The sequence below is a fragment of the Klebsiella grimontii genome, assembly GCF_042137965.1.
GTDB lineage: Bacteria > Pseudomonadota > Gammaproteobacteria > Enterobacterales > Enterobacteriaceae > Klebsiella > Klebsiella grimontii.
Genome location: NZ_CP169721.1, coordinates 4,612,651 through 4,632,019, shown reverse-complemented (window position 1 = coordinate 4,632,019; position 19,369 = coordinate 4,612,651). Strand labels below are relative to the sequence as shown.

General features: G+C 53.6%; 16 protein-coding genes, 3 tRNA genes and 3 rRNA genes. 14 read left to right on the top strand and 8 right to left on the bottom strand.

The features are described 5' to 3' along the window. Positions 1-20 precede the first annotated feature (20 nt). From ACE3MN_RS21770 to tilS, 3 genes are all read left to right on the top strand, one after another. Complete coding sequence (locus ACE3MN_RS21770) at positions 21-2,159, top strand: lysine decarboxylase LdcC (RefSeq protein WP_004137982.1); 2,139 nt, start codon at positions 21-23, stop codon at positions 2,157-2,159. Positions 2,160-2,221: 62 nt separating this feature from the next. Continuing rightward, positions 2,222-2,611 carry a VOC family protein gene (locus tag ACE3MN_RS21765; RefSeq protein WP_004137980.1) on the top strand — a complete coding sequence of 130 codons (390 nt, stop codon included), beginning with the start codon at positions 2,222-2,224 and terminating at the stop codon, positions 2,609-2,611. A 69-nt stretch (positions 2,612-2,680) separates the two neighbouring features. Next, positions 2,681-3,982 carry a tRNA lysidine(34) synthetase TilS gene (tilS, locus tag ACE3MN_RS21760; protein WP_024360361.1) on the top strand — a complete coding sequence of 434 codons (1,302 nt, stop codon included), beginning with the start codon at positions 2,681-2,683 and terminating at the stop codon, positions 3,980-3,982. 15 nt (positions 3,983-3,997) lie between these two features. On the opposite strand, the gene rof is transcribed toward tilS, so the two are convergent. Beyond that, the gene (gene rof, locus ACE3MN_RS21755; protein WP_004137976.1) at positions 3,998-4,258 is read right to left on the bottom strand and encodes a Rho-binding antiterminator; all 261 of its coding nucleotides are present in this window, start codon (positions 4,256-4,258) and stop codon (positions 3,998-4,000) included. Next, complete coding sequence (locus ACE3MN_RS21750; protein ID WP_004098778.1) at positions 4,245-4,445, bottom strand: YaeP family protein; 201 nt, start codon at positions 4,443-4,445, stop codon at positions 4,245-4,247. Before ACE3MN_RS21750 ends, rof begins: the two co-directional genes overlap by 14 nt. 196 nt (positions 4,446-4,641) lie before the next feature. Between ACE3MN_RS21750 and ACE3MN_RS21745 the strand changes: the two genes are divergently transcribed. The 3 genes from ACE3MN_RS21745 to nlpE are packed head-to-tail and all read left to right on the top strand — an operon-like array spanning position 4,642 to position 6,337. Beyond that, positions 4,642-5,187, top strand: a complete 546-nt coding sequence (locus ACE3MN_RS21745) for a YaeQ family protein (protein WP_004137974.1) — start codon at positions 4,642-4,644, stop codon at positions 5,185-5,187. Further along, positions 5,184-5,597 carry an alternative ribosome rescue aminoacyl-tRNA hydrolase ArfB gene (gene arfB / locus ACE3MN_RS21740; RefSeq protein ID WP_004137972.1) on the top strand — a complete coding sequence of 138 codons (414 nt, stop codon included), beginning with the start codon at positions 5,184-5,186 and terminating at the stop codon, positions 5,595-5,597. The genes ACE3MN_RS21745 and arfB overlap by 4 nt, the downstream gene beginning before the upstream one ends. Positions 5,598-5,638: 41 nt before the next feature. Next, entirely contained in the window at positions 5,639-6,337 is a 699-nt protein-coding gene (gene nlpE, locus ACE3MN_RS21735; RefSeq protein WP_098067564.1) for an envelope stress response activation lipoprotein NlpE, read from the top strand. Between the two features lie 64 nt (positions 6,338-6,401). On the opposite strand, the gene proS is transcribed toward nlpE, so the two are convergent. The 6 genes from proS to metN form a co-directional block, all read right to left on the bottom strand. Beyond that, positions 6,402-8,120 (bottom strand): proline--tRNA ligase, encoded by a 1,719-nt coding sequence (gene proS / locus ACE3MN_RS21730; protein ID WP_102650234.1) that lies wholly within the window; start codon positions 8,118-8,120, stop codon positions 6,402-6,404. Between the two features lie 110 nt (positions 8,121-8,230). Next, positions 8,231-8,938: a tRNA (N6-threonylcarbamoyladenosine(37)-N6)-methyltransferase TrmO gene (tsaA, locus tag ACE3MN_RS21725; protein ID WP_024360364.1), complete on the bottom strand. Its 708-nt coding sequence runs from the start codon at positions 8,936-8,938 to the stop codon at positions 8,231-8,233. After that, the gene (gene rcsF, locus ACE3MN_RS21720; protein ID WP_004137968.1) at positions 8,935-9,342 is read right to left on the bottom strand and encodes an Rcs stress response system protein RcsF; all 408 of its coding nucleotides are present in this window, start codon (positions 9,340-9,342) and stop codon (positions 8,935-8,937) included. Before rcsF ends, tsaA begins: the two co-directional genes overlap by 4 nt. Before the next feature lie 108 nt (positions 9,343-9,450). Continuing rightward, entirely contained in the window at positions 9,451-10,266 is an 816-nt protein-coding gene (gene metQ / locus ACE3MN_RS21715) for a methionine ABC transporter substrate-binding lipoprotein MetQ (RefSeq protein ID WP_004137967.1), read from the bottom strand. Between the two features lie 39 nt (positions 10,267-10,305). Then, entirely contained in the window at positions 10,306-10,959 is a 654-nt protein-coding gene (locus tag ACE3MN_RS21710; protein WP_004129148.1) for a methionine ABC transporter permease MetI, read from the bottom strand. Continuing rightward, the gene (gene metN, locus ACE3MN_RS21705) at positions 10,952-11,983 is read right to left on the bottom strand and encodes a methionine ABC transporter ATP-binding protein MetN (RefSeq protein ID WP_004129149.1); all 1,032 of its coding nucleotides are present in this window, start codon (positions 11,981-11,983) and stop codon (positions 10,952-10,954) included. Before metN ends, ACE3MN_RS21710 begins: the two co-directional genes overlap by 8 nt. A gap of 188 nt (positions 11,984-12,171) precedes the next feature. Between metN and gmhB the strand changes: the two genes are divergently transcribed. The 8 genes from gmhB to dkgB all read left to right on the top strand — a co-directional run bounded on the left by gmhB (position 12,172) and on the right by dkgB (position 19,345). After that, positions 12,172-12,738 carry a D-glycero-beta-D-manno-heptose 1,7-bisphosphate 7-phosphatase gene (gmhB, locus tag ACE3MN_RS21700; protein WP_024360366.1) on the top strand — a complete coding sequence of 189 codons (567 nt, stop codon included), beginning with the start codon at positions 12,172-12,174 and terminating at the stop codon, positions 12,736-12,738. A gap of 368 nt (positions 12,739-13,106) precedes the next feature. After that, positions 13,107-14,646 (top strand): 16S ribosomal RNA (locus tag ACE3MN_RS21695). 71 nt (positions 14,647-14,717) lie between these two features. After that, positions 14,718-14,794: transfer RNA gene (locus ACE3MN_RS21690), tRNA-Ile, on the top strand. A gap of 108 nt (positions 14,795-14,902) precedes the next feature. Beyond that, positions 14,903-14,978 (top strand) — tRNA-Ala (locus ACE3MN_RS21685). Between the two features lie 178 nt (positions 14,979-15,156). Then, positions 15,157-18,063: ribosomal RNA gene (locus ACE3MN_RS21680) — 23S ribosomal RNA — on the top strand. Between the two features lie 67 nt (positions 18,064-18,130). Then, positions 18,131-18,246 (top strand): 5S ribosomal RNA (rrf, locus tag ACE3MN_RS21675). The 16S, 23S and 5S rRNA genes sit together here with 3 tRNA genes alongside, the layout of an rRNA operon. A 55-nt stretch (positions 18,247-18,301) precedes the next feature. Continuing rightward, positions 18,302-18,378 (top strand) — tRNA-Asp (locus ACE3MN_RS21670). A 163-nt stretch (positions 18,379-18,541) separates the two neighbouring features. Continuing rightward, on the top strand, positions 18,542-19,345 hold the full coding sequence (gene dkgB, locus ACE3MN_RS21665) for a 2,5-didehydrogluconate reductase DkgB (protein WP_154916132.1): 804 nt from the start codon (positions 18,542-18,544) through the stop codon (positions 19,343-19,345). The last annotated feature ends 24 nt before the right edge of the window (positions 19,346-19,369 follow it).

The following is a 19,369-nucleotide window of genomic DNA, read 5'->3' as shown; positions in this document are numbered from 1 at the left end:
GTAAATTCCAGGAGGAAAGCGTGAATATCATTGCGATCATGGGTCCCCACGGCGTCTATTATAAAGACGAACCGATCAAAGAACTGGAAGCCGCCCTGCAACGGCAAGGCTTCCAGACCATCTGGCCGCAAAATAGCGCCGATCTTTTGCAATTTATCGAGCATAATCCGCGGATCTGTGGGGTTATTTTCGACTGGGATGAATACAGCGTTGACCTGTGCAGCGATATTAATCGCTTAAATGAATACCTGCCGCTCTACGCATTTATCAACGCCCATTCGACGATGGACGTCAGCAGTCAGGACCTGCGCATGACGCTATGGTTCTTTGAATACGCGCTGGGGCTGGCGGAAGAGATCGCTACCCGCATCGGTCAATACACCCGCGAATACCTCGACAACATTACCCCGCCGTTTACCAAAGCCTTGTTCAACTATGTGCAGGAAGGAAAATATACCTTCTGTACCCCCGGGCATATGGGCGGCTCGGCTTACCAAAAAAGCCCGGTAGGCTGTCTGTTTTACGATTTCTTTGGCGGGAATACCTTAAAGGCCGACGTCTCCATATCCGTGACGGAACTGGGGTCGCTGCTCGATCATAGTGGCCCGCACCTGGAAGCTGAAGAGTATATTGCCCGAGCCTTCGGCGCCGAACAGAGCTATATGGTGACCAACGGGACCTCGACGTCGAATAAAATTGTCGGGATGTATTCCGCCCCGGCGGGCAGCACCCTGCTTATCGATCGCAACTGCCATAAATCGTTGGCTCATTTACTGATGATGAGCGATGTGGTGCCGCTGTGGCTCAAACCGACGCGCAATGCGCTGGGGATCCTTGGCGGCATACCTAAGCGCGAATTTACCCGCGATAGTATTCAGCAAAAGGTGAATACGACAGGCGGCGCCGGGTGGCCCGTGCATGCGGTGATCACCAACTCCACCTATGACGGGCTGCTGTATAACACCACCTGGATCAAAGAGACCCTCGACGTACCGTCAATCCACTTTGATTCCGCCTGGGTGCCCTACACCCATTTTCATCCGATCTATCAGGGCAAAAGCGGGATGAGCGGCGATCGCATTCCGGGGAAAGTGATCTTTGAAACGCAGTCGACGCATAAAATGCTGGCCGCGCTATCGCAGGCTTCGCTGATTCATATTAAAGGCAGCTACGATGAAGACACCTTCAATGAAGCCTTTATGATGCATACCTCGACTTCTCCGAGCTACCCGATCGTTGCCTCCATTGAAACGGCTGCCGCGATGCTGCGCGGCAATTCCGGTAGGCGGCTGATTCAGCGTTCGATTGAACGGGCGCTGGATTTTCGGAAAGAAGTGCAGCGGTTACGCGAAGAGTCTGACGGCTGGTTCTTTGATATCTGGCAGCCGGAAGAGGTGGGGGAAGCACAGTGCTGGCCGGTGTCCCCCGGTGAACAATGGCATGGCTTTCAGGATGCCGATGACGACCATATGTTCCTCGATCCGGTGAAAGTAACCATTCTGACGCCCGGTATGGACGAACAGGGCAACATGGATAGCGAAGGCATTCCGGCCGCGCTGGTGGCGAAGTTTCTGGATGAGCGCGGCGTGGTGGTTGAGAAAACCGGGCCCTACAATCTGCTGTTCCTTTTCAGTATCGGCATTGATAAAACCCGAGCGATGGGGCTGCTGCGCGGGTTAACCGAATTCAAACGCTCTTACGATCTCAATTTACGGGTGAAAAACATGCTGCCGGATCTGTACGCTGAAGATCCTGATTTTTACCGCAACATGCGCATTCAGGATCTGGCGCAGGGTATCCATCGCCTGATTCGCCAGCACCAGCTCTCGCAGCTGATGCTGAGCGCCTTTGACGTTCTGCCGGAGATGAAAATGACGCCGCATCAGGCCTGGCAGCGGCAGATTAAAGGCGAAGTGGAAACCATCGAACTGGAGAATCTGGTCGGGCGTATTTCAGCGAATATGATCTTACCGTATCCGCCGGGCGTGCCGCTGCTGATGCCCGGTGAGATGATCGTCGAGGAGAGCCGGGCGGTGCTCAATTTTCTATTAATGTTGTGCTCCATCGGCCGCCACTATCCAGGCTTCGAAACCGATATCCACGGCGCGAAACGCGATGAAGATGGCGTGTACTGGGTTCGAGTCTTAAAAAATGACTAAGCGCTTGCGCAATAACGAACTGAACGAGTAACGTTGTTGGCTTCAACGGGAGGAGTTTGAGCATGCTAGGTTTAAAACGGGTTCACCATATCGCCATCATTGCAACGGATTATGCAAAGAGTAAAGCGTTCTACTGCGACATTCTGGGGTTCACCCTGCAGGGCGAGTTTTACCGTGCAGAGCGTGATTCATGGAAGGGCGATCTGGCGCTGAATGGCGAATATGTTATTGAACTGTTTTCTTTCCCGTTTCCTCCTGCGCGCCCGAGCCGCCCTGAAGCCTGCGGGTTACGCCATCTGGCGTTTAGCGTCGACGATGTTGATGCCGCCGTTGCCCATCTTGAGGCGCATGGCGTAGCCTGTGAAGGCGTTCGTATCGACCCCTTCACCGGTAAGCGATTCACGTTTTTTAACGATCCGGACGGTCTACCGCTGGAGATTTATCAGCAGTAATTCTTGTCAGAGCGTGTTCTGCCGGGTAACGTGCCGGACACGCTTTCCTCAGTTAGTACTCTCATGATGATGATCCCAGATATTGCGCAAACGCTCCGACCGCATCGCCAGTTTTTAGTGGCCTTTAGCGGCGGCCTGGATTCGAGCGTGCTCTTATATCGCCTGGTTCGCTGGCGCGAACAGGATCCCACCGTTCAGCTGCGGGCGATGCATATTCACCACGGGCTCAGCGTGAACGCTGACGATTGGGTGGCGCACTGCCGGCTAATATGTCAGCAGTGGCAGGTGCCGCTTTTGGTTGAACGGGTGGTCCTCGCCGATGAGGGGCTGGGGATTGAGGCCCATGCGCGTCAAGCGCGCTATCAGGCTTTCCGTTCAGCGCTGCTGCCTGGCGAAGCGCTGGTGACCGCGCAGCATCTTGACGATCAGTGTGAAACCTTCCTGCTGGCGCTTAAGCGGGGGAGCGGTCCCACCGGGCTCTCGGCAATGGCCTGCGAGTCCGATTTTGCCGGAACGAAACTGCTGCGTCCGCTGCTTAACGAAAGTCGCGACTCTCTGCACCGGTGGGCGATAGCCCATCAGCTCAGCTGGATTGAAGATGAAAGTAACCAGGACGACGCCTACGATCGCAATTTTCTCCGCCTGCGGATTGTTCCGCTGCTTAACGCCCGCTGGCCGCACTTTGCCGAGGCCGTGGCGCGCAGCGCCAGCCTGTGCGGCGAACAGGAACGACTGTTGGATGAAATGCTGGCGGCGGAGCTGGCAACGCTGGTGGCTGAGGATGGCGCGTTGGCTATCGAACCGTTGACGGCCATGAGCGCTCCGCGTCGGGCCGCGCTGCTGCGCCGCTGGCTGGCTGGATTCAATGCGCCAATGCCTTCGCGCGAGGTGCCGGAGCGTATCTGGCGTGAAGTGGCGATGGCGCGCGAGGATGCTTTTCCCTGCCTGCGGCTTGGGCAATTTACCGTCCGTCGCTTCCAGCAGCGGCTGTACTGGGTGAAATATCTCCCCGGCCAGAGTGAAACGGTACTGGCGTGGCCCGATATTGCTAAGCCGCTGCCGTTACCCGGCGGGCTGGGTGAACTGAGGTTCCTGCCCGGCGGCCCGTTACGCGGCCCGCGCCAGGACGAAGCGGTAACCATTCGCTTTCGCGCCAGCGGTCATCTGCATATCGTCGGTCGCCACGGTGGCCGTAAGCTGAAGAAAATCTGGCAGGAGCTGAACGTTGCTCCCTGGCGGCGCGATACCACGCCGCTGCTGTTTTACGGCGAAACGCTAATCGCCGCAGCCGATGGTCTGTTTATTACCGTCGATGGGAAAGTTCAGGAAGGTGAAGGCGTGCAGTTGATATGGATGAAAACGGGCGGCTGAGCCACCCGTTTTGCTTCAGGACTCGCTGACCACTACCGTACCGATTTGCGGATGGCTGAAGCTGGCGATTTTATCCAGGCGCACCTCGCGAACGTCGCCGGCGAGCTCCACGACCAGATACTCGATATTTTTGCGCGAGATAAGATCGTTGGCCTTCGCTTGCAGCTGTTCGCCATCTTTGAGCTCCAGCGCCAGGACCAGATGGTTCTGACAGGCAAGTTCGAGGTTGTCATAATCATCGCAATTGATGGGTTGATAAGTATCATTCATTGACATAATCGCTCACCAGTAAGTTTGCCGCCGCATATGCGGCCTTTTCCCTGACTGACTCAGCAAGGGCCTGATCCGCCGCAACCTCATTCAATACTTTCAACACGCAACCTAGCGCATCCGGGATATACCCAAGGTCCCCGCTGGCTATTTCCGCATACCGCTTGCGTATTAACTCACAATATTTGTCCACATGCCCTCCTGTCAGCGTTCTGACTTAACCGTGGGATGTAAGTTTAAGCCTACGAAGATAAACTCTGTTTAGCAAGGTGACTATACCATAGTCATTTAAGCAATATCAGCAGGATGAAAGGGGATCCTGCGATTGCTGACAGCCTTTTGCCGCCAGTTTCGCTACAATGTACGCCATTTTTATCAGGAGTTTCCTCATGGCGCTGAAAGCGACGATTTATAAAGCGACGGTGAACGTGGCCGACCTGGACCGCAACCAGTTTCTGGATGTCAGTTTGACCCTTGCCCAGCATCCGTCAGAAACCCAGGAGCGTATGATGCTGCGCTTGCTGGCGTGGATTAAATACGCCGACGAGCGTCTGCAGTTTACCCGCGGTTTGTCTTCCGATGATGAAGCTGAACTCTGGCTGCTAAACGATCATTTGGGCGTTGATCTGTGGATCGAACTGGGGCTGCCGGACGAGCGGCGGATTAAAAAAGCCTGCTCGCGGGCGCAAGAGGTCGCGCTGTTTGCCTATAATAGTCGGGCGGCAGAAATCTGGTGGCAGCAAAATAAAAGTAAAATGGCACAGTTTTCAAAGCTGACCGTATGGTATTTAGATGATACTCAACTGGCGCAGCTCAGTGCTTTTGCCGATCGGACGATGTCGCTACAGGCGACTATTCAGGACGGCGGTATCTGGTTATCAGACGCTAAGAATAATCTTGAAATTCATTTAACGGCCTGGCAAACATCCGCATGATTACGATTAGCCGCAGCGTGATGATTGCGGATGATGAGGTTTCACTTTCCGGAATACGCGCGCAGGGGGCGGGCGGTCAGCACGTCAATAAGGCATCGACGGCTATTCATTTGCGCTTTGATATTAAAGCATCGAGCCTGCCTGAGTTTTATAAGGAACGCCTGCTGACTTCCAGCCATCACTTAATTTCTGCCGATGGTGTGGTTATCATTAAGGCTCAAGAATATCGCAGCCAGGAGATGAATCGTGAAGCGGCGATTGCGCGCCTGGTTGCCTTAATACAAGAATTAACCGCAGTACAGAAAAGTCGTCGGGAGACGCGACCGACCAGAGCGTCGAAAGAGCGCCGGCTTGCCTCAAAGGCGCAAAAATCTTCAGTTAAAGCGCTGCGTGGAAAAGTTCGCCATTAAGGGCATGGCGAACCGGTGGAATGGATGATAAGGAATTTACAGTGAAGAAAATCGTGTTTTCAGTCGTGGCGGCCTGTTCGCTTTTTGCGTTATTCGGCTGCAACCATCGTGCGGAGATGGAAACGTTACAACCGGCGCCGATGGAAGAGCTAAAGCCGATGCAGCAGAGCTGGCGCGGCGTGCTGCCGTGCGCAGACTGCGAAGGTATCGAAACCTCGCTCTTTCTTGAGAAAGACGGCACCTGGGTGATGAATGAGCGATACCAGGGCGTCAGGCGCGAGCCCTCCTCTTTTGCTTCATACGGTACCTGGGCGCGCACGGCCGATAAGCTGGTGCTGACCGACAGCAAAGGCGAGAAATCTTACTATCGGGCGAAAGGCGACAAGCTGGAAATGCTCGATCGCGACGGTAATCCCATCGAGTCAACGCTGAACTATACGCTGGAATCCGTCAAAGCCAGCCTGCCCATCACGCCGATGGCGATGCGCGGCATGTACTTTTATATGGCGGATGCCGCGACCTTTACCGATTGCGCAACCGGCAAGCGGGTGGCAGTCGCGAATAATGCGCAGCTCGAGCGTGCTTATGCCGCGGCGCGCGGAACGGATACTCGTCCGGTGCTGCTGGTGGTCGAGGGGCACTTTACGCTGGAAGCGAATCCGGATAACGGCGAGATGGTAAAAACGCTGATGGCGGATAAAAATATTAAATTTATTCCAGGCAAAGACTGTAATCAGTAATGGTTACCCGTGGAAAAAGAAAGGCCTCGCATAAGCGAGGCCTTTTTGCATTCAAAGATGATTGTTAACCTTTGATAGCGTTAACCAGGTAGTTCACGATATCACCGGTTTTAATCAGCTGCTTCTCGCCGCTGCGACGATATTTATATTCGATATCGTCGTTGTCGAGGTTGCGGTCGCCCAGCACGATAGTGTGCGGAATACCGATAAGCTCCATATCGGCGAACATCACGCCCGGACGCTCTTTACGGTCGTCCATCAGCACGTCGATACCCAACGCGGTTAGCTCAGTATACAGCTTCTCGGCCAGCTCCTGTACGCGGTAGGATTTATGCATGTTCATCGGCAGAATCGCAACCTGGAACGGGGCGATAGCTTCCGGCCACAGGATCCCGCGATCGTCAAAGTTCTGCTCAATGGCTGCTGCCACCACGCGAGTCACCCCGATGCCGTAGCAACCCATGGTCAGGATCTGGTTACGGCCATCTTCGCCCTGGACAGAGGCTTTCATCGCTTCAGAGTACTTGGTACCCAGCTGGAAGATGTGGCCCACTTCGATACCGCGTTTAATCAGCAGCGTCCCTTTGCCGTCCGGGCTCGGGTCGCCCGCCACCACGTTACGGATATCAGCCACTTCTGGGGTCGCGACATCGCGATCCCAGTTGATGCCGAAGTAGTGTTTACCGTCGATGTTCGCGCCTGCGGCAAAATCGCTCATTGCGGCAACGGTACGGTCAATAACTACCGGAATCGGCATGTTAACCGGGCCCAGAGAACCGGGGCCCGCCTGCACCAGCGCGCGGATCTCTTCTTCGGTGGCGAAGGTCAGCGGGCTGGCGACCTGCGGCAGCTTTTCCGCTTTAACTTCGTTCAGCTCATGATCGCCGCGAACCAGCAGGGCAATCAGCGGAGACTTGCTGTCTTCTACCGCTTTCACCAGCAGGGTTTTCACCGTTTTCTCAATCGGCAGATTGAACTGCTCAACCAGCTCGGCGATGGTTTTGGCGTTCGGCGTATCGACCAGGGTCATTTCCTGAGTAGCGGCAGCGCGCGGCTCTTTCGGCGCAACGGCTTCGGCGAACTCGATGTTGGCCGCGTAGTCTGAAGAATCAGAGAAGATCACGTCATCTTCACCGCTTTGCGCCAGCACCTGGAATTCGTGGGATGCGCTACCGCCGATAGAACCGGTGTCAGCCTGTACCGCGCGGAAATCCAGGCCCATACGGCTGAAGATTTTGCTGTACGCGGCGTACATTGCGTCGTAGGTCTCCTGCAGAGATTCCTGAGAAGTATGGAAAGAGTAAGCATCTTTCATCAGGAATTCACGGGAACGCATCACGCCGAAACGCGGGCGCACTTCATCACGGAACTTGGTCTGGATCTGATAGAAGTTCAGCGGCAGCTGTTTGTAAGAGCTCAGCTCGTTACGAATCAGGTCGGTGATCACTTCTTCATGAGTCGGGCCGAGCACGAACGGACGTTCGCCACGGTCAGCAATGCGCAGCAGTTCCGGGCCGTACTGTTCCCAACGACCACTCTCTTGCCACAGTTCAGAGGGCTGAACTACCGGCATTAACACCTCGATGGCACCGGCGTTATTCATCTCTTCACGCACGATGTTCTCGACTTTTTTCAGGACGCGCACGCCGGTCGGCAGCCAGGTGTATAACCCGGAGGCCAGCTTGCGGATCATCCCGGCGCGCAGCATCAGCTGATGGCTGATAACCTCGGCGTCGGCAGGTGTCTCCTTCAGAGTGGAGAGCAGGTATTGGCTAGTACGCATGTTGTTACGGTTCCATTTGGACGATCGATACAGGCTGGAAGCCAGCCTGACACAAAAAAGTGGTTTAGTTTACCAGTGTGGCAAAGATGCCAAAAGAGAGGAAAATAAAATTAGCGTGGTTCGAGAGAAAAGACTTCAAAACCGGACGAAATCACCCGCCAGCGCACGTTAAAATCCAGCAGCCAGACGGCATAGGTCTTTCCCGGGTCTTCTTCTTTACGATATGCCGGCCGCGGATCTTGTGCCAAAACTTCGCGTATAAACGCCTTAAGCCGGGGATAGCGCTTTTCCAGAGCGAAAAGCTGGGCTTCGGTTTCTGACGTGAAGCTTACCGCCACTTCCGCCTGCGGCGCCTGCTGAGCGTAGCTCGCGCTGGCTTCCGGCAGCGCTTCGGCAAAGGGCAGGTAAGGTTTGATGTCGACTACCGGCGTACCGTCCACCAGGTCCAGGCTGCCTAACTCAAGAACGACGCGCTCTTTTTGGCAGCAAATACCTTTTAGCTCGACCAGCGACATACCGATTGGATTAGGGCGGAAGGTAGAGCGGGTGGCGAAAACGCCCATCCGCGCGTTGCCGCCGAGGCGGGGAGGGCGTACGGTTGGGCGCCAGCCGCCTTCCATGGTCTGATGAAACACAAACAGGACCCACAAATGGCTGAAGTTTTCCAGGCCGCGTACGGCATCGGCCTGGTTATAGGGAGGCAGAAGATGTAATTCGCCGCCGCCGTTTTTAACCAGCCCAGGCTGGCGGGGGACGGCAAATTTTTCTTTATAGGGCGAGCGAATAACGCCTATCTGCGCAAACTGAAAATCACTCATTGCGCCGTAACGTTAAGCGCTGAACCAAGGCAGACGGCCTGGCGGTAGCAGCCTGGGGTTCCGCTGGTGACTTCGCAGCGGTGCAGCAGCACGGCATTGGCTTTCATTTTTGCAGCGTTAATCTGCATGCGCTTGCGAGCCGTCGGGATATTGGGCGGAGAGTCTTGATTCGAGGCCTGGCAGGATTCACCGGTGACTTCGCCGAGTTCGCGGAAAGGTTTACCCACCAATTCTGTTGCATTGGTATAGATTCTTACCGGGGCCGGACGCGTCGCTTTCGGTTTTGCCGGTTCCGATTTGGCTGGCGGGGTTACGGTGCTTTGTACAGGCTCGACGGGAGATCTGCTTAGCATAGAACAACCGCTTAACATGAGTGCTAACAAACAGACCGGTAAAGCACGCATAGTATTTCCTCAATAAATAATAAAACAGGGCGCTATTGAATCAGGTGCTTGCATAAATGACAAGACGGGCATAAAGCCCGTCCTGAATGATATTACGCTGAGAAAAGATTACCAGCCTTTCACCGCGCCGCCGTTAAAGATTTTGTTAGCCGCTTCGTAAACTTCGTCACTCTGGTAAGCCTGAACAAATTTCTTAACATTTTCCGCATCTTTGTTGTCTTCGCGAGCGACAATCAGGTTCACGTACGGAGACTCTTTACCTTCCACGAAAATACCGTCTTTTGCCGGCGTTAAGCCGATCTGGCTGGCATAGGTGGTATTGATAACCGCCAGAGCGATCTGCGCATCATCCAGGGAGCGCGGCAGCTGCGGGGCTTCCAGCTCAACAATTTTCAGGTTTTTCGTATTTTCAACGATATCCAGCGAGGTTGGCAGCAGACCAACGCCTTCTTTCAGTTTGATCAAGCCAACCTGCTGCAGCAGCAGCAGAGAGCGGCCAAGGTTGGTGGGATCGTTAGGAATCGCGACCTGAGAGCCCGGCTGCAGCTCGTCCAGCGATTTGATTTTTTTCGAATAACCGGCAATTGGGTAAACAAAAGAGTTACCTACGGAAACCAGCTTGTAGCCGCGGTCTTTGATTTGCTGGTCAAGATACGGCTTATGCTGGAAGGCGTTAACGTCGATATCGCCTTTGCTCAGCGCTTCGTTCGGCAGAACGTAGTCGTTGAAGGTCACCAGTTCAACATCAAGGCCGTATTTTTCTTTTGCTACTTTCTGCGCGACTTCCGCAACCTGCTGCTCCGCACCGACGATAACGCCGACTTTAATATGGTTAGGATCTTTTTCGTCCTGACCGCAACCCACCAGAGCCAGAGAACCGATTAACGCGCCGACTGCCGCAAAGGTTTTGAAATTAAAGGCCATGTTATTTCCTTCCTGTAAGATTCTGTATTGTGTGTGATGTTATTTGTGAGTCACAGCCCGGACGATACGATCGCCAGAGAATTGAATTAAGTACACCAGAATAACCAGCAGCACCAGTACGGTATTCATTACCGTTGCATTGTAGCCGATATAACCGTACTGGTAGCCAATCTGTCCGAGACCACCTGCACCCACGGCGCCGCCCATCGCGGAATAGCCGACCAGCGTAATGAGGGTAATGGTTGCCGCGTTCACCAGACCCGGCAGCGCTTCCGGCAGCAGGACCTTACGCACGATCTGCATCGGCGTTGCGCCCATGGCGCGGGACGCTTCGATAAGGCCGGTGGGGATCTCCAGCAGGGCGTTTTCAACCATACGGGCGATAAAGGGCGCTGCGCCGACCGTTAGCGGAACAATGGCCGCCTGCAGGCCGATCGACGTCCCTACAATCACGCGGGTAAAGGGGATCATCCAGACCAGCAGGATAATAAAAGGAATCGAGCGGAAAATATTCACCACCGCCGAAAGCGTACGGTAGAGCTTCGCATTAGCGGCAATTTGCCCCGGACGGGTGACATAAAGCAGGACGCCGACCGGCAGACCAAGAACAAAACCGAAGAAGCCGGAGACGAACGTCATGGCCAGCGTTTCCCATACGCCGCGAACCAGCAGCCAAATCATTGGTTCAGACATATCCCAGTACCTCTACTTTTACATGGTGTTCCTGTAGCCAGGCGATCGCGGCCTGGGTATCTTCCTGCGTGCCGTGCATCTCGGTCAGCATAATGCCGAACTTCACGCCGCCCGCGTAATCCATCTGCGCGCTAATAATGTTGTTGTTTACATTAAAGCGACGGGCAGTTTCAGAAAGCAGCGGGGCATCAACGGAGTGACCCGTGAACTCCATGCGCAGCATGGGTACGCTATCGGGAAGAGCCTCAGACTTCAGACGCGCCTGATAATCATCCGGGATATCCAGGTGCAGCGTTGACTGAATAAACTGTTGCGCCAGCGGAGTTTTGGGGTGAGAAAAGACCTCGCTCACCGTATCCTGTTCAATCAATTGGCCGTTGCTGATCACGGCAACGCAATCACAGATGCGTTTGACGACATCCATTTCGTGGGTAATCAGCAAAATCGTCAGGCCCAGACGACGGTTGATATCCTTCAGCAGCTCCAGAATCGAGCGCGTGGTAGCCGGATCCAGGGCGCTGGTGGCTTCGTCGCAGAGCAGGACTTTTGGGTTGCTCGCCAGCGCACGGGCGATGGCGACGCGCTGTTTTTGACCGCCGGAGAGGTTTGCCGGATAGCTATCGTGCTTATCCCCCAGGCCGACGAGATCGAGCAGCTCGGTAACCCGGCGTTTGATTTCTTCCTTCGGGGTATTGTCGAGTTCCAGCGGCAACGCCACATTACCGAATACGGTACGTGAGGCAAGCAGGTTAAAGTGCTGGAAGATCATGCCGATCTGGCGACGAGCGCGAGTCAGCTCTTTTTCGGACAGCGCCGTTAGCTCCTGGCCGCCCACCTGTACGCTGCCCTGAGTTGGACGTTCGAGCAGGTTAACGCAGCGGATTAGTGTACTTTTACCCGCGCCGGAAGCGCCGATGACGCCATAAATTTGCCCGGCGGGGACATGCAGGCTGACATCGTTCAGCGCCTGTATGCTGCGATTTCCCTGCTGGAACACTTTGGTAATCTTCGAAAGTTTAATCATCAGTTATTTATTATCGTTTAGCCGTTTGCCGTGGCATTTTCTTCTGCCGTGTCCAGGCGATGCCTGTCAATGAAATGGATGTTAAGGCATCCAGACGTCTAAATCAATCTGACTCTGTATAATGAGCACTTTCTTGCGTCGGGAAACATGCGATACTACACGCATTAGCCTTTATCAGGAGCAAACCGGTGGCAATGTCAGTACCCGCAATTTTTCTTGACCGTGATGGCACGATTAATGTCGATCACGGATACGTCCATGAAATCGACAACTTTGAATTTATCGATGGTGTCATTGATGCAATGCGTCAATTAAAGGAGATGGGCTACGCGCTGGTGGTGGTGACCAACCAGTCCGGTATCGCCCGCGGTAAGTTTACTGAAGAGCAGTTTGAAACGCTGACCGAGTGGATGGACTGGTCGCTGGCCGATCGCGGCGTTGATCTGGATGGCATCTATTATTGTCCGCACCACCCGCAGGGAACCGTCGAAGAGTTTCGCCAGACCTGCGACTGCCGTAAGCCGCATCCGGGTATGCTGATCTCGGCGCGTGACTATCTGCATATTGATATGGCTGCTTCCTATATGGTCGGCGATAAAGTCGAAGATATGCAGGCAGCTCTGGCGGCCAATGTCGGCACGAAAGTATTAGTGCGTACCGGCAAGCCAGTCACTCCAGAAGCGGAAAGCGCCGCTGATTGGGTGCTTAATAGCCTGGCTGACCTGCCGGATGCTATCAAAAAGCAGCAAAAATAAGCGTTATGTATAAAAGATGAGCGGTTGAAATAAAATTGTATTTTACCGCTTGTCAGCGCCGAATAACTCCCTATAATGCGCTCCCACTGACACGGCAGATGTGAATCACTTCACAAACAACCCGGTCGGTTGAAGAGAAAAATCCTGAAATAACGGGTTGACTCTGAAAGAGGAAAGCGTAATATACGCCACCTCGCAACGGTGAGCGAAAGCCGCGTTGCACTGCTCTTTAACAATTTATCAGACAATCTGTGTGGGCACTCAAAGTGACATGGATTCTTAACGTCGCAAGACGAAAAATGAATACCAAGTCTCAAAGAGTGAACACGTAATTCATTACGAAGTTTAATTCTACGAGCATCAAACTTAAATTGAAGAGTTTGATCATGGCTCAGATTGAACGCTGGCGGCAGGCCTAACACATGCAAGTCGAACGGTAGCACAGAGAGCTTGCTCTCGGGTGACGAGTGGCGGACGGGTGAGTAATGTCTGGGAAACTGCCTGATGGAGGGGGATAACTACTGGAAACGGTAGCTAATACCGCATAACGTCGCAAGACCAAAGAGGGGGACCTTCGGGCCTCTTGCCATCAGATGTGCCCAGATGGGATTAGCTAGTAGGTGGGGTAACGGCTCACCTAGGCGACGATCCCTAGCTGGTCTGAGAGGATGACCAGCCACACTGGAACTGAGACACGGTCCAGACTCCTACGGGAGGCAGCAGTGGGGAATATTGCACAATGGGCGCAAGCCTGATGCAGCCATGCCGCGTGTATGAAGAAGGCCTTCGGGTTGTAAAGTACTTTCAGCGGGGAGGAAGGCGATAAGGTTAATAACCTTGTCGATTGACGTTACCCGCAGAAGAAGCACCGGCTAACTCCGTGCCAGCAGCCGCGGTAATACGGAGGGTGCAAGCGTTAATCGGAATTACTGGGCGTAAAGCGCACGCAGGCGGTCTGTCAAGTCGGATGTGAAATCCCCGGGCTCAACCTGGGAACTGCATTCGAAACTGGCAGGCTGGAGTCTTGTAGAGGGGGGTAGAATTCCAGGTGTAGCGGTGAAATGCGTAGAGATCTGGAGGAATACCGGTGGCGAAGGCGGCCCCCTGGACAAAGACTGACGCTCAGGTGCGAAAGCGTGGGGAGCAAACAGGATTAGATACCCTGGTAGTCCACGCTGTAAACGATGTCGACTTGGAGGTTGTTCCCTTGAGGAGTGGCTTCCGGAGCTAACGCGTTAAGTCGACCGCCTGGGGAGTACGGCCGCAAGGTTAAAACTCAAATGAATTGACGGGGGCCCGCACAAGCGGTGGAGCATGTGGTTTAATTCGATGCAACGCGAAGAACCTTACCTACTCTTGACATCCAGAGAACTTAGCAGAGATGCTTTGGTGCCTTCGGGAACTCTGAGACAGGTGCTGCATGGCTGTCGTCAGCTCGTGTTGTGAAATGTTGGGTTAAGTCCCGCAACGAGCGCAACCCTTATCCTTTGTTGCCAGCGATTCGGTCGGGAACTCAAAGGAGACTGCCAGTGATAAACTGGAGGAAGGTGGGGATGACGTCAAGTCATCATGGCCCTTACGAGTAGGGCTACACACGTGCTACAATGGCATATACAAAGAGAAGCGACCTCGCGAGAGCAAGCGGACCTCATAAAGTATGTCGTAGTCCGGATTGGAGTCTGCAACTCGACTCCATGAAGTCGGAATCGCTAGTAATCGTGGATCAGAATGCCACGGTGAATACGTTCCCGGGCCTTGTACACACCGCCCGTCACACCATGGGAGTGGGTTGCAAAAGAAGTAGGTAGCTTAACCTTCGGGAGGGCGCTTACCACTTTGTGATTCATGACTGGGGTGAAGTCGTAACAAGGTAACCGTAGGGGAACCTGCGGTTGGATCACCTCCTTACCTGAAAGAACCTGCCTTTGTAGTGTCCACACAGATTGTCTGATGAAAAATAAGCAGTAAAAAATCTCTGCAGGCTTGTAGCTCAGGTGGTTAGAGCGCACCCCTGATAAGGGTGAGGTCGGTGGTTCAAGTCCACTCAGGCCTACCAAATTCGCTCCCGTGCTGCGTTGTGAAATAACTCGCATGCTTCAGTATGCTTCGTTCTTCCACGCCTTGCCCGGAACCGAATGACGGTAAATGAGATTTTAACTACGATGGGGCTATAGCTCAGCTGGGAGAGCGCCTGCTTTGCACGCAGGAGGTCTGCGGTTCGATCCCGCATAGCTCCACCATCTTTACTGCCAAAAACAAGAAAACTTCAGAGTGTACCTGAAAAGGTTCACTGCGAAGTTTTGCTCTTTAAAAATCTGGATCAAGCTGAAAATTGAAACGACACACAGTTAATGTGTGTTCGAGTCTCTCAAATTTTCGCGACACGATGATGTTTCACGAAACATCTTCGGGTTGTGAGGTTAAGCGACTAAGCGTACACGGTGGATGCCCTGGCAGTCAGAGGCGATGAAGGACGTGCTAATCTGCGAAAAGCGTCGGTAAGGTGATATGAACCGTTATAGCCGGCGATGTCCGAATGGGGAAACCCAGTGCAATTCGTTGCACTATCGTTTGATGAATACATAGTCAAACGAGGCGAACCGGGGGAACTGAAACATCTAAGTACCCCGAGGAAAAGAAATCAACCGAGATTCCCCCAGTAGCGGCGAGCGAACGGGGAGCAGCCCGGAGTCTGAATCAGCTTGTGTGTTAGTGGAAGCGTCTGGAAAGTCGCAGGGTACAGGGTGATACTCCCGTACACTAAAACGCACAGGCTGTGAACTCGAAGAGTAGGGCGGGACACGTGGTATCCTGTCTGAATATGGGGGGACCATCCTCCAAGGCTAAATACTCCTGACTGACCGATAGTGAACCAGTACCGTGAGGGAAAGGCGAAAAGAACCCCGGCGAGGGGAGTGAAAAAGAACCTGAAACCGTGTACGTACAAGCAGTAGGAGCCTCTTTATGGGGTGACTGCGTACCTTTTGTATAATGGGTCAGCGACTTATATTCTGTAGCAAGGTTAACCGTATAGGGGAGCCGCAGGGAAACCGAGTCTTAACTGGGCGTTAAGTTGCAGGGTATAGACCCGAAACCCGGTGATCTAGCCATGGGCAGGTTGAAGGTTGGGTAACACTAACTGGAGGACCGAACCGACTAATGTTGAAAAATTAGCGGATGACTTGTGGCTGGGGGTGAAAGGCCAATCAAACCGGGAGATAGCTGGTTCTCCCCGAAAGCTATTTAGGTAGCGCCTCGTGAACTCATCTTCGGGGGTAGAGCACTGTTTCGGCTAGGGGGTCATCCCGACTTACCAACCCGATGCAAACTACGAATACCGAAGAATGTTATCACGGGAGACACACGGCGGGTGCTAACGTCCGTCGTGAAGAGGGAAACAACCCAGACCGCCAGCTAAGGTCCCAAAGTCATGGTTAAGTGGGAAACGATGTGGGAAGGCCCAGACAGCCAGGATGTTGGCTTAGAAGCAGCCATCATTTAAAGAAAGCGTAATAGCTCACTGGTCGAGTCGGCCTGCGCGGAAGATGTAACGGGGCTAAACCATGCACCGAAGCTGCGGCAGCGACACTATGTGTTGTTGGGTAGGGGAGCGTTCTGTAAGCCGTTGAAGGTGGCCTGTGAGGGTTGCTGGAGGTATCAGAAGTGCGAATGCTGACATAAGTAACGATAATGCGGGTGAAAAACCCGCACGCCGGAAGACCAAGGGTTCCTGTCCAACGTTAATCGGGGCAGGGTGAGTCGACCCCTAAGGCGAGGCCGAAAGGCGTAGTCGATGGGAAACAGGTTAATATTCCTGTACTCGGTGTTACTGCGAAGGGGGGACGGAGAAGGCTATGTTGGCCGGGCGACGGTTGTCCCGGTTTAAGCATGTAGGCGGATGTTCCAGGTAAATCCGGAACGTTATCAACGCTGAGGTGTGATGACGAGGCACTACGGTGCTGAAGTGACAAATGCCCTGCTTCCAGGAAAAGCCTCTAAGCATCAGGTAACATCAAATCGTACCCCAAACCGACACAGGTGGTCAGGTAGAGAATACCAAGGCGCTTGAGAGAACTCGGGTGAAGGAACTAGGCAAAATGGTGCCGTAACTTCGGGAGAAGGCACGCTGATATGTAGGTGAAGTGGTTTACCCATGGAGCTGAAATCAGTCGAAGATACCAGCTGGCTGCAACTGTTTATTAAAAACACAGCACTGTGCAAACACGAAAGTGGACGTATACGGTGTGACGCCTGCCCGGTGCCGGAAGGTTAATTGATGGGGTTATCCGTAAGGAGAAGCTCTTGATCGAAGCCCCGGTAAACGGCGGCCGTAACTATAACGGTCCTAAGGTAGCGAAATTCCTTGTCGGGTAAGTTCCGACCTGCACGAATGGCGTAATGATGGCCAGGCTGTCTCCACCCGAGACTCAGTGAAATTGAACTCGCTGTGAAGATGCAGTGTACCCGCGGCAAGACGGAAAGACCCCGTGAACCTTTACTATAGCTTGACACTGAACACTGGTCCTTGATGTGTAGGATAGGTGGGAGGCTTTGAAGTGTGGACGCCAGTCTGCATGGAGCCATCCTTGAAATACCACCCTTTAATGGCTGGTGTTCTAACGTGGGCCCCTAATCGGGGTTGCGGACAGTGTCTGGTGGGTAGTTTGACTGGGGCGGTCTCCTCCTAAAGAGTAACGGAGGAGCACGAAGGTCAGCTAATCCTGGTCGGACATCAGGAGGTTAGTGCAATGGCATAAGCTGGCTTGACTGCGAGCGTGACGGCGCGAGCAGGTGCGAAAGCAGGTCATAGTGATCCGGTGGTTCTGAATGGAAGGGCCATCGCTCAACGGATAAAAGGTACTCCGGGGATAACAGGCTGATACCGCCCAAGAGTTCATATCGACGGCGGTGTTTGGCACCTCGATGTCGGCTCATCACATCCTGGGGCTGAAGTAGGTCCCAAGGGTATGGCTGTTCGCCATTTAAAGTGGTACGCGAGCTGGGTTTAGAACGTCGTGAGACAGTTCGGTCCCTATCTGCCGTGGGCGCTGGAGAATTGAGGGGGGCTGCTCCTAGTACGAGAGGACCGGAGTGGACGCATCACTGGTGTTCGGGTTGTCATGCCAATGGCATTGCCCGGTAGCTAAATGCGGAAGAGATAAGTGCTGAAAGCATCTAAGCACGAAACTTGCCCCGAGATGAGTTCTCCCTGACTCCTTGAGAGTCCTGAAGGAACGTTGAAGACGACGACGTTGATAGGCCGGGTGTGTAAGCGCAGCGATGCGTTGAGCTAACCGGTACTAATGAACCGTGAGGCTTAACCTTACAACGCCGAAGATGTTTTGGCGGATTTGAGAGAAGATTTTCAGCCTGATACAGATAACAGAATTTGCCTGGCGGCACTAGCGCGGTGGTCCCACCTGACCCCATGCCGAACTCAGAAGTGAAACGCCGTAGCGCCGATGGTAGTGTGGGGTCTCCCCATGTGAGAGTAGGGAACTGCCAGGCATCAAATTAAGTAGTAAGCCGGTGCATTAATCCGGTGGTTACAGAAGTATTCGGTGGAGCGGTAGTTCAGTCGGTTAGAATACCTGCCTGTCACGCAGGGGGTCGCGGGTTCGAGTCCCGTCCGTTCCGCCACTTATTAAAAGCCCTGAGCAAATGCTCAGGGCTTTTTCTTTACCTGTTGTTTAATTATTGCTGTTTTAGCAAAAATCCTCTGCATTTAGCGCTCTTTTTCTCAATCTTCTCGTTGGTCATAATTGTCCTCGTTAACCGATATGAATGAAGAAAGAGGAAAATCATGACAATCCCTGCATTTGGTCTTGGGACCTTCCGTCTGAAAGATGACGTGGTTATTACATCTGTAAAAACGGCGCTTGAACTGGGCTATCGCACCATTGATACCGCGCAAATCTATGATAATGAAGCTGCTGTGGGTCAGGCGATTGCAGAAAGCGGCGTTGCGCGCAATGAACTGTTCATCACCACCAAGATCTGGATTGAAAATCTCAACAAAGAGAAGCTGATCGCCAGCCTGAAAGAGAGCCTGCAGAAGCTGCGTACTGACTATGTCGACCTGACGTTAATCCACTGGCCGTCGCCAAATGATGCCGTTGCGGTTGAAGAGTTTATGGCCGCGCTGCTGGGAGCGAAAAAACAGGGGCTGACCCGTCAGATTGGTATCTCTAACTTCACTATTCCGCTGATGGAGCGCGCAATTTCTGCCGTTGGCGCGGAGAACATCGCGACCAACCAGATTGAACTCTCTCCGTATCTGCAGAACCGTAAAGTGGTTAATTGGGCACGTGAACACGGTATCCATATCACCTCTTACATGACGCTGGCCTACGGTAAGGCGCTGAAAGATGAAGCGATCGCACGTATCGCGGCGAAACACGATGCCACGCCGGCGCAGGTTATCCTGGCCTGGGCAATGGGCGAAGGTTATGCGGTAATCCCGTCTTCGACTAAGCGCGAAAACCTGGCAAGCAATCTCAAAGCTCAGGATCTGCAGCTGGATGAAGACGATCGCCAGGCGATCGCCGCGCTGGACTGCAACGATCGTCTGGTTAGCCCGGACGGTCTGGCGCCTGAATGGGACTAATTTAACCCCCATCTGTACTCTACA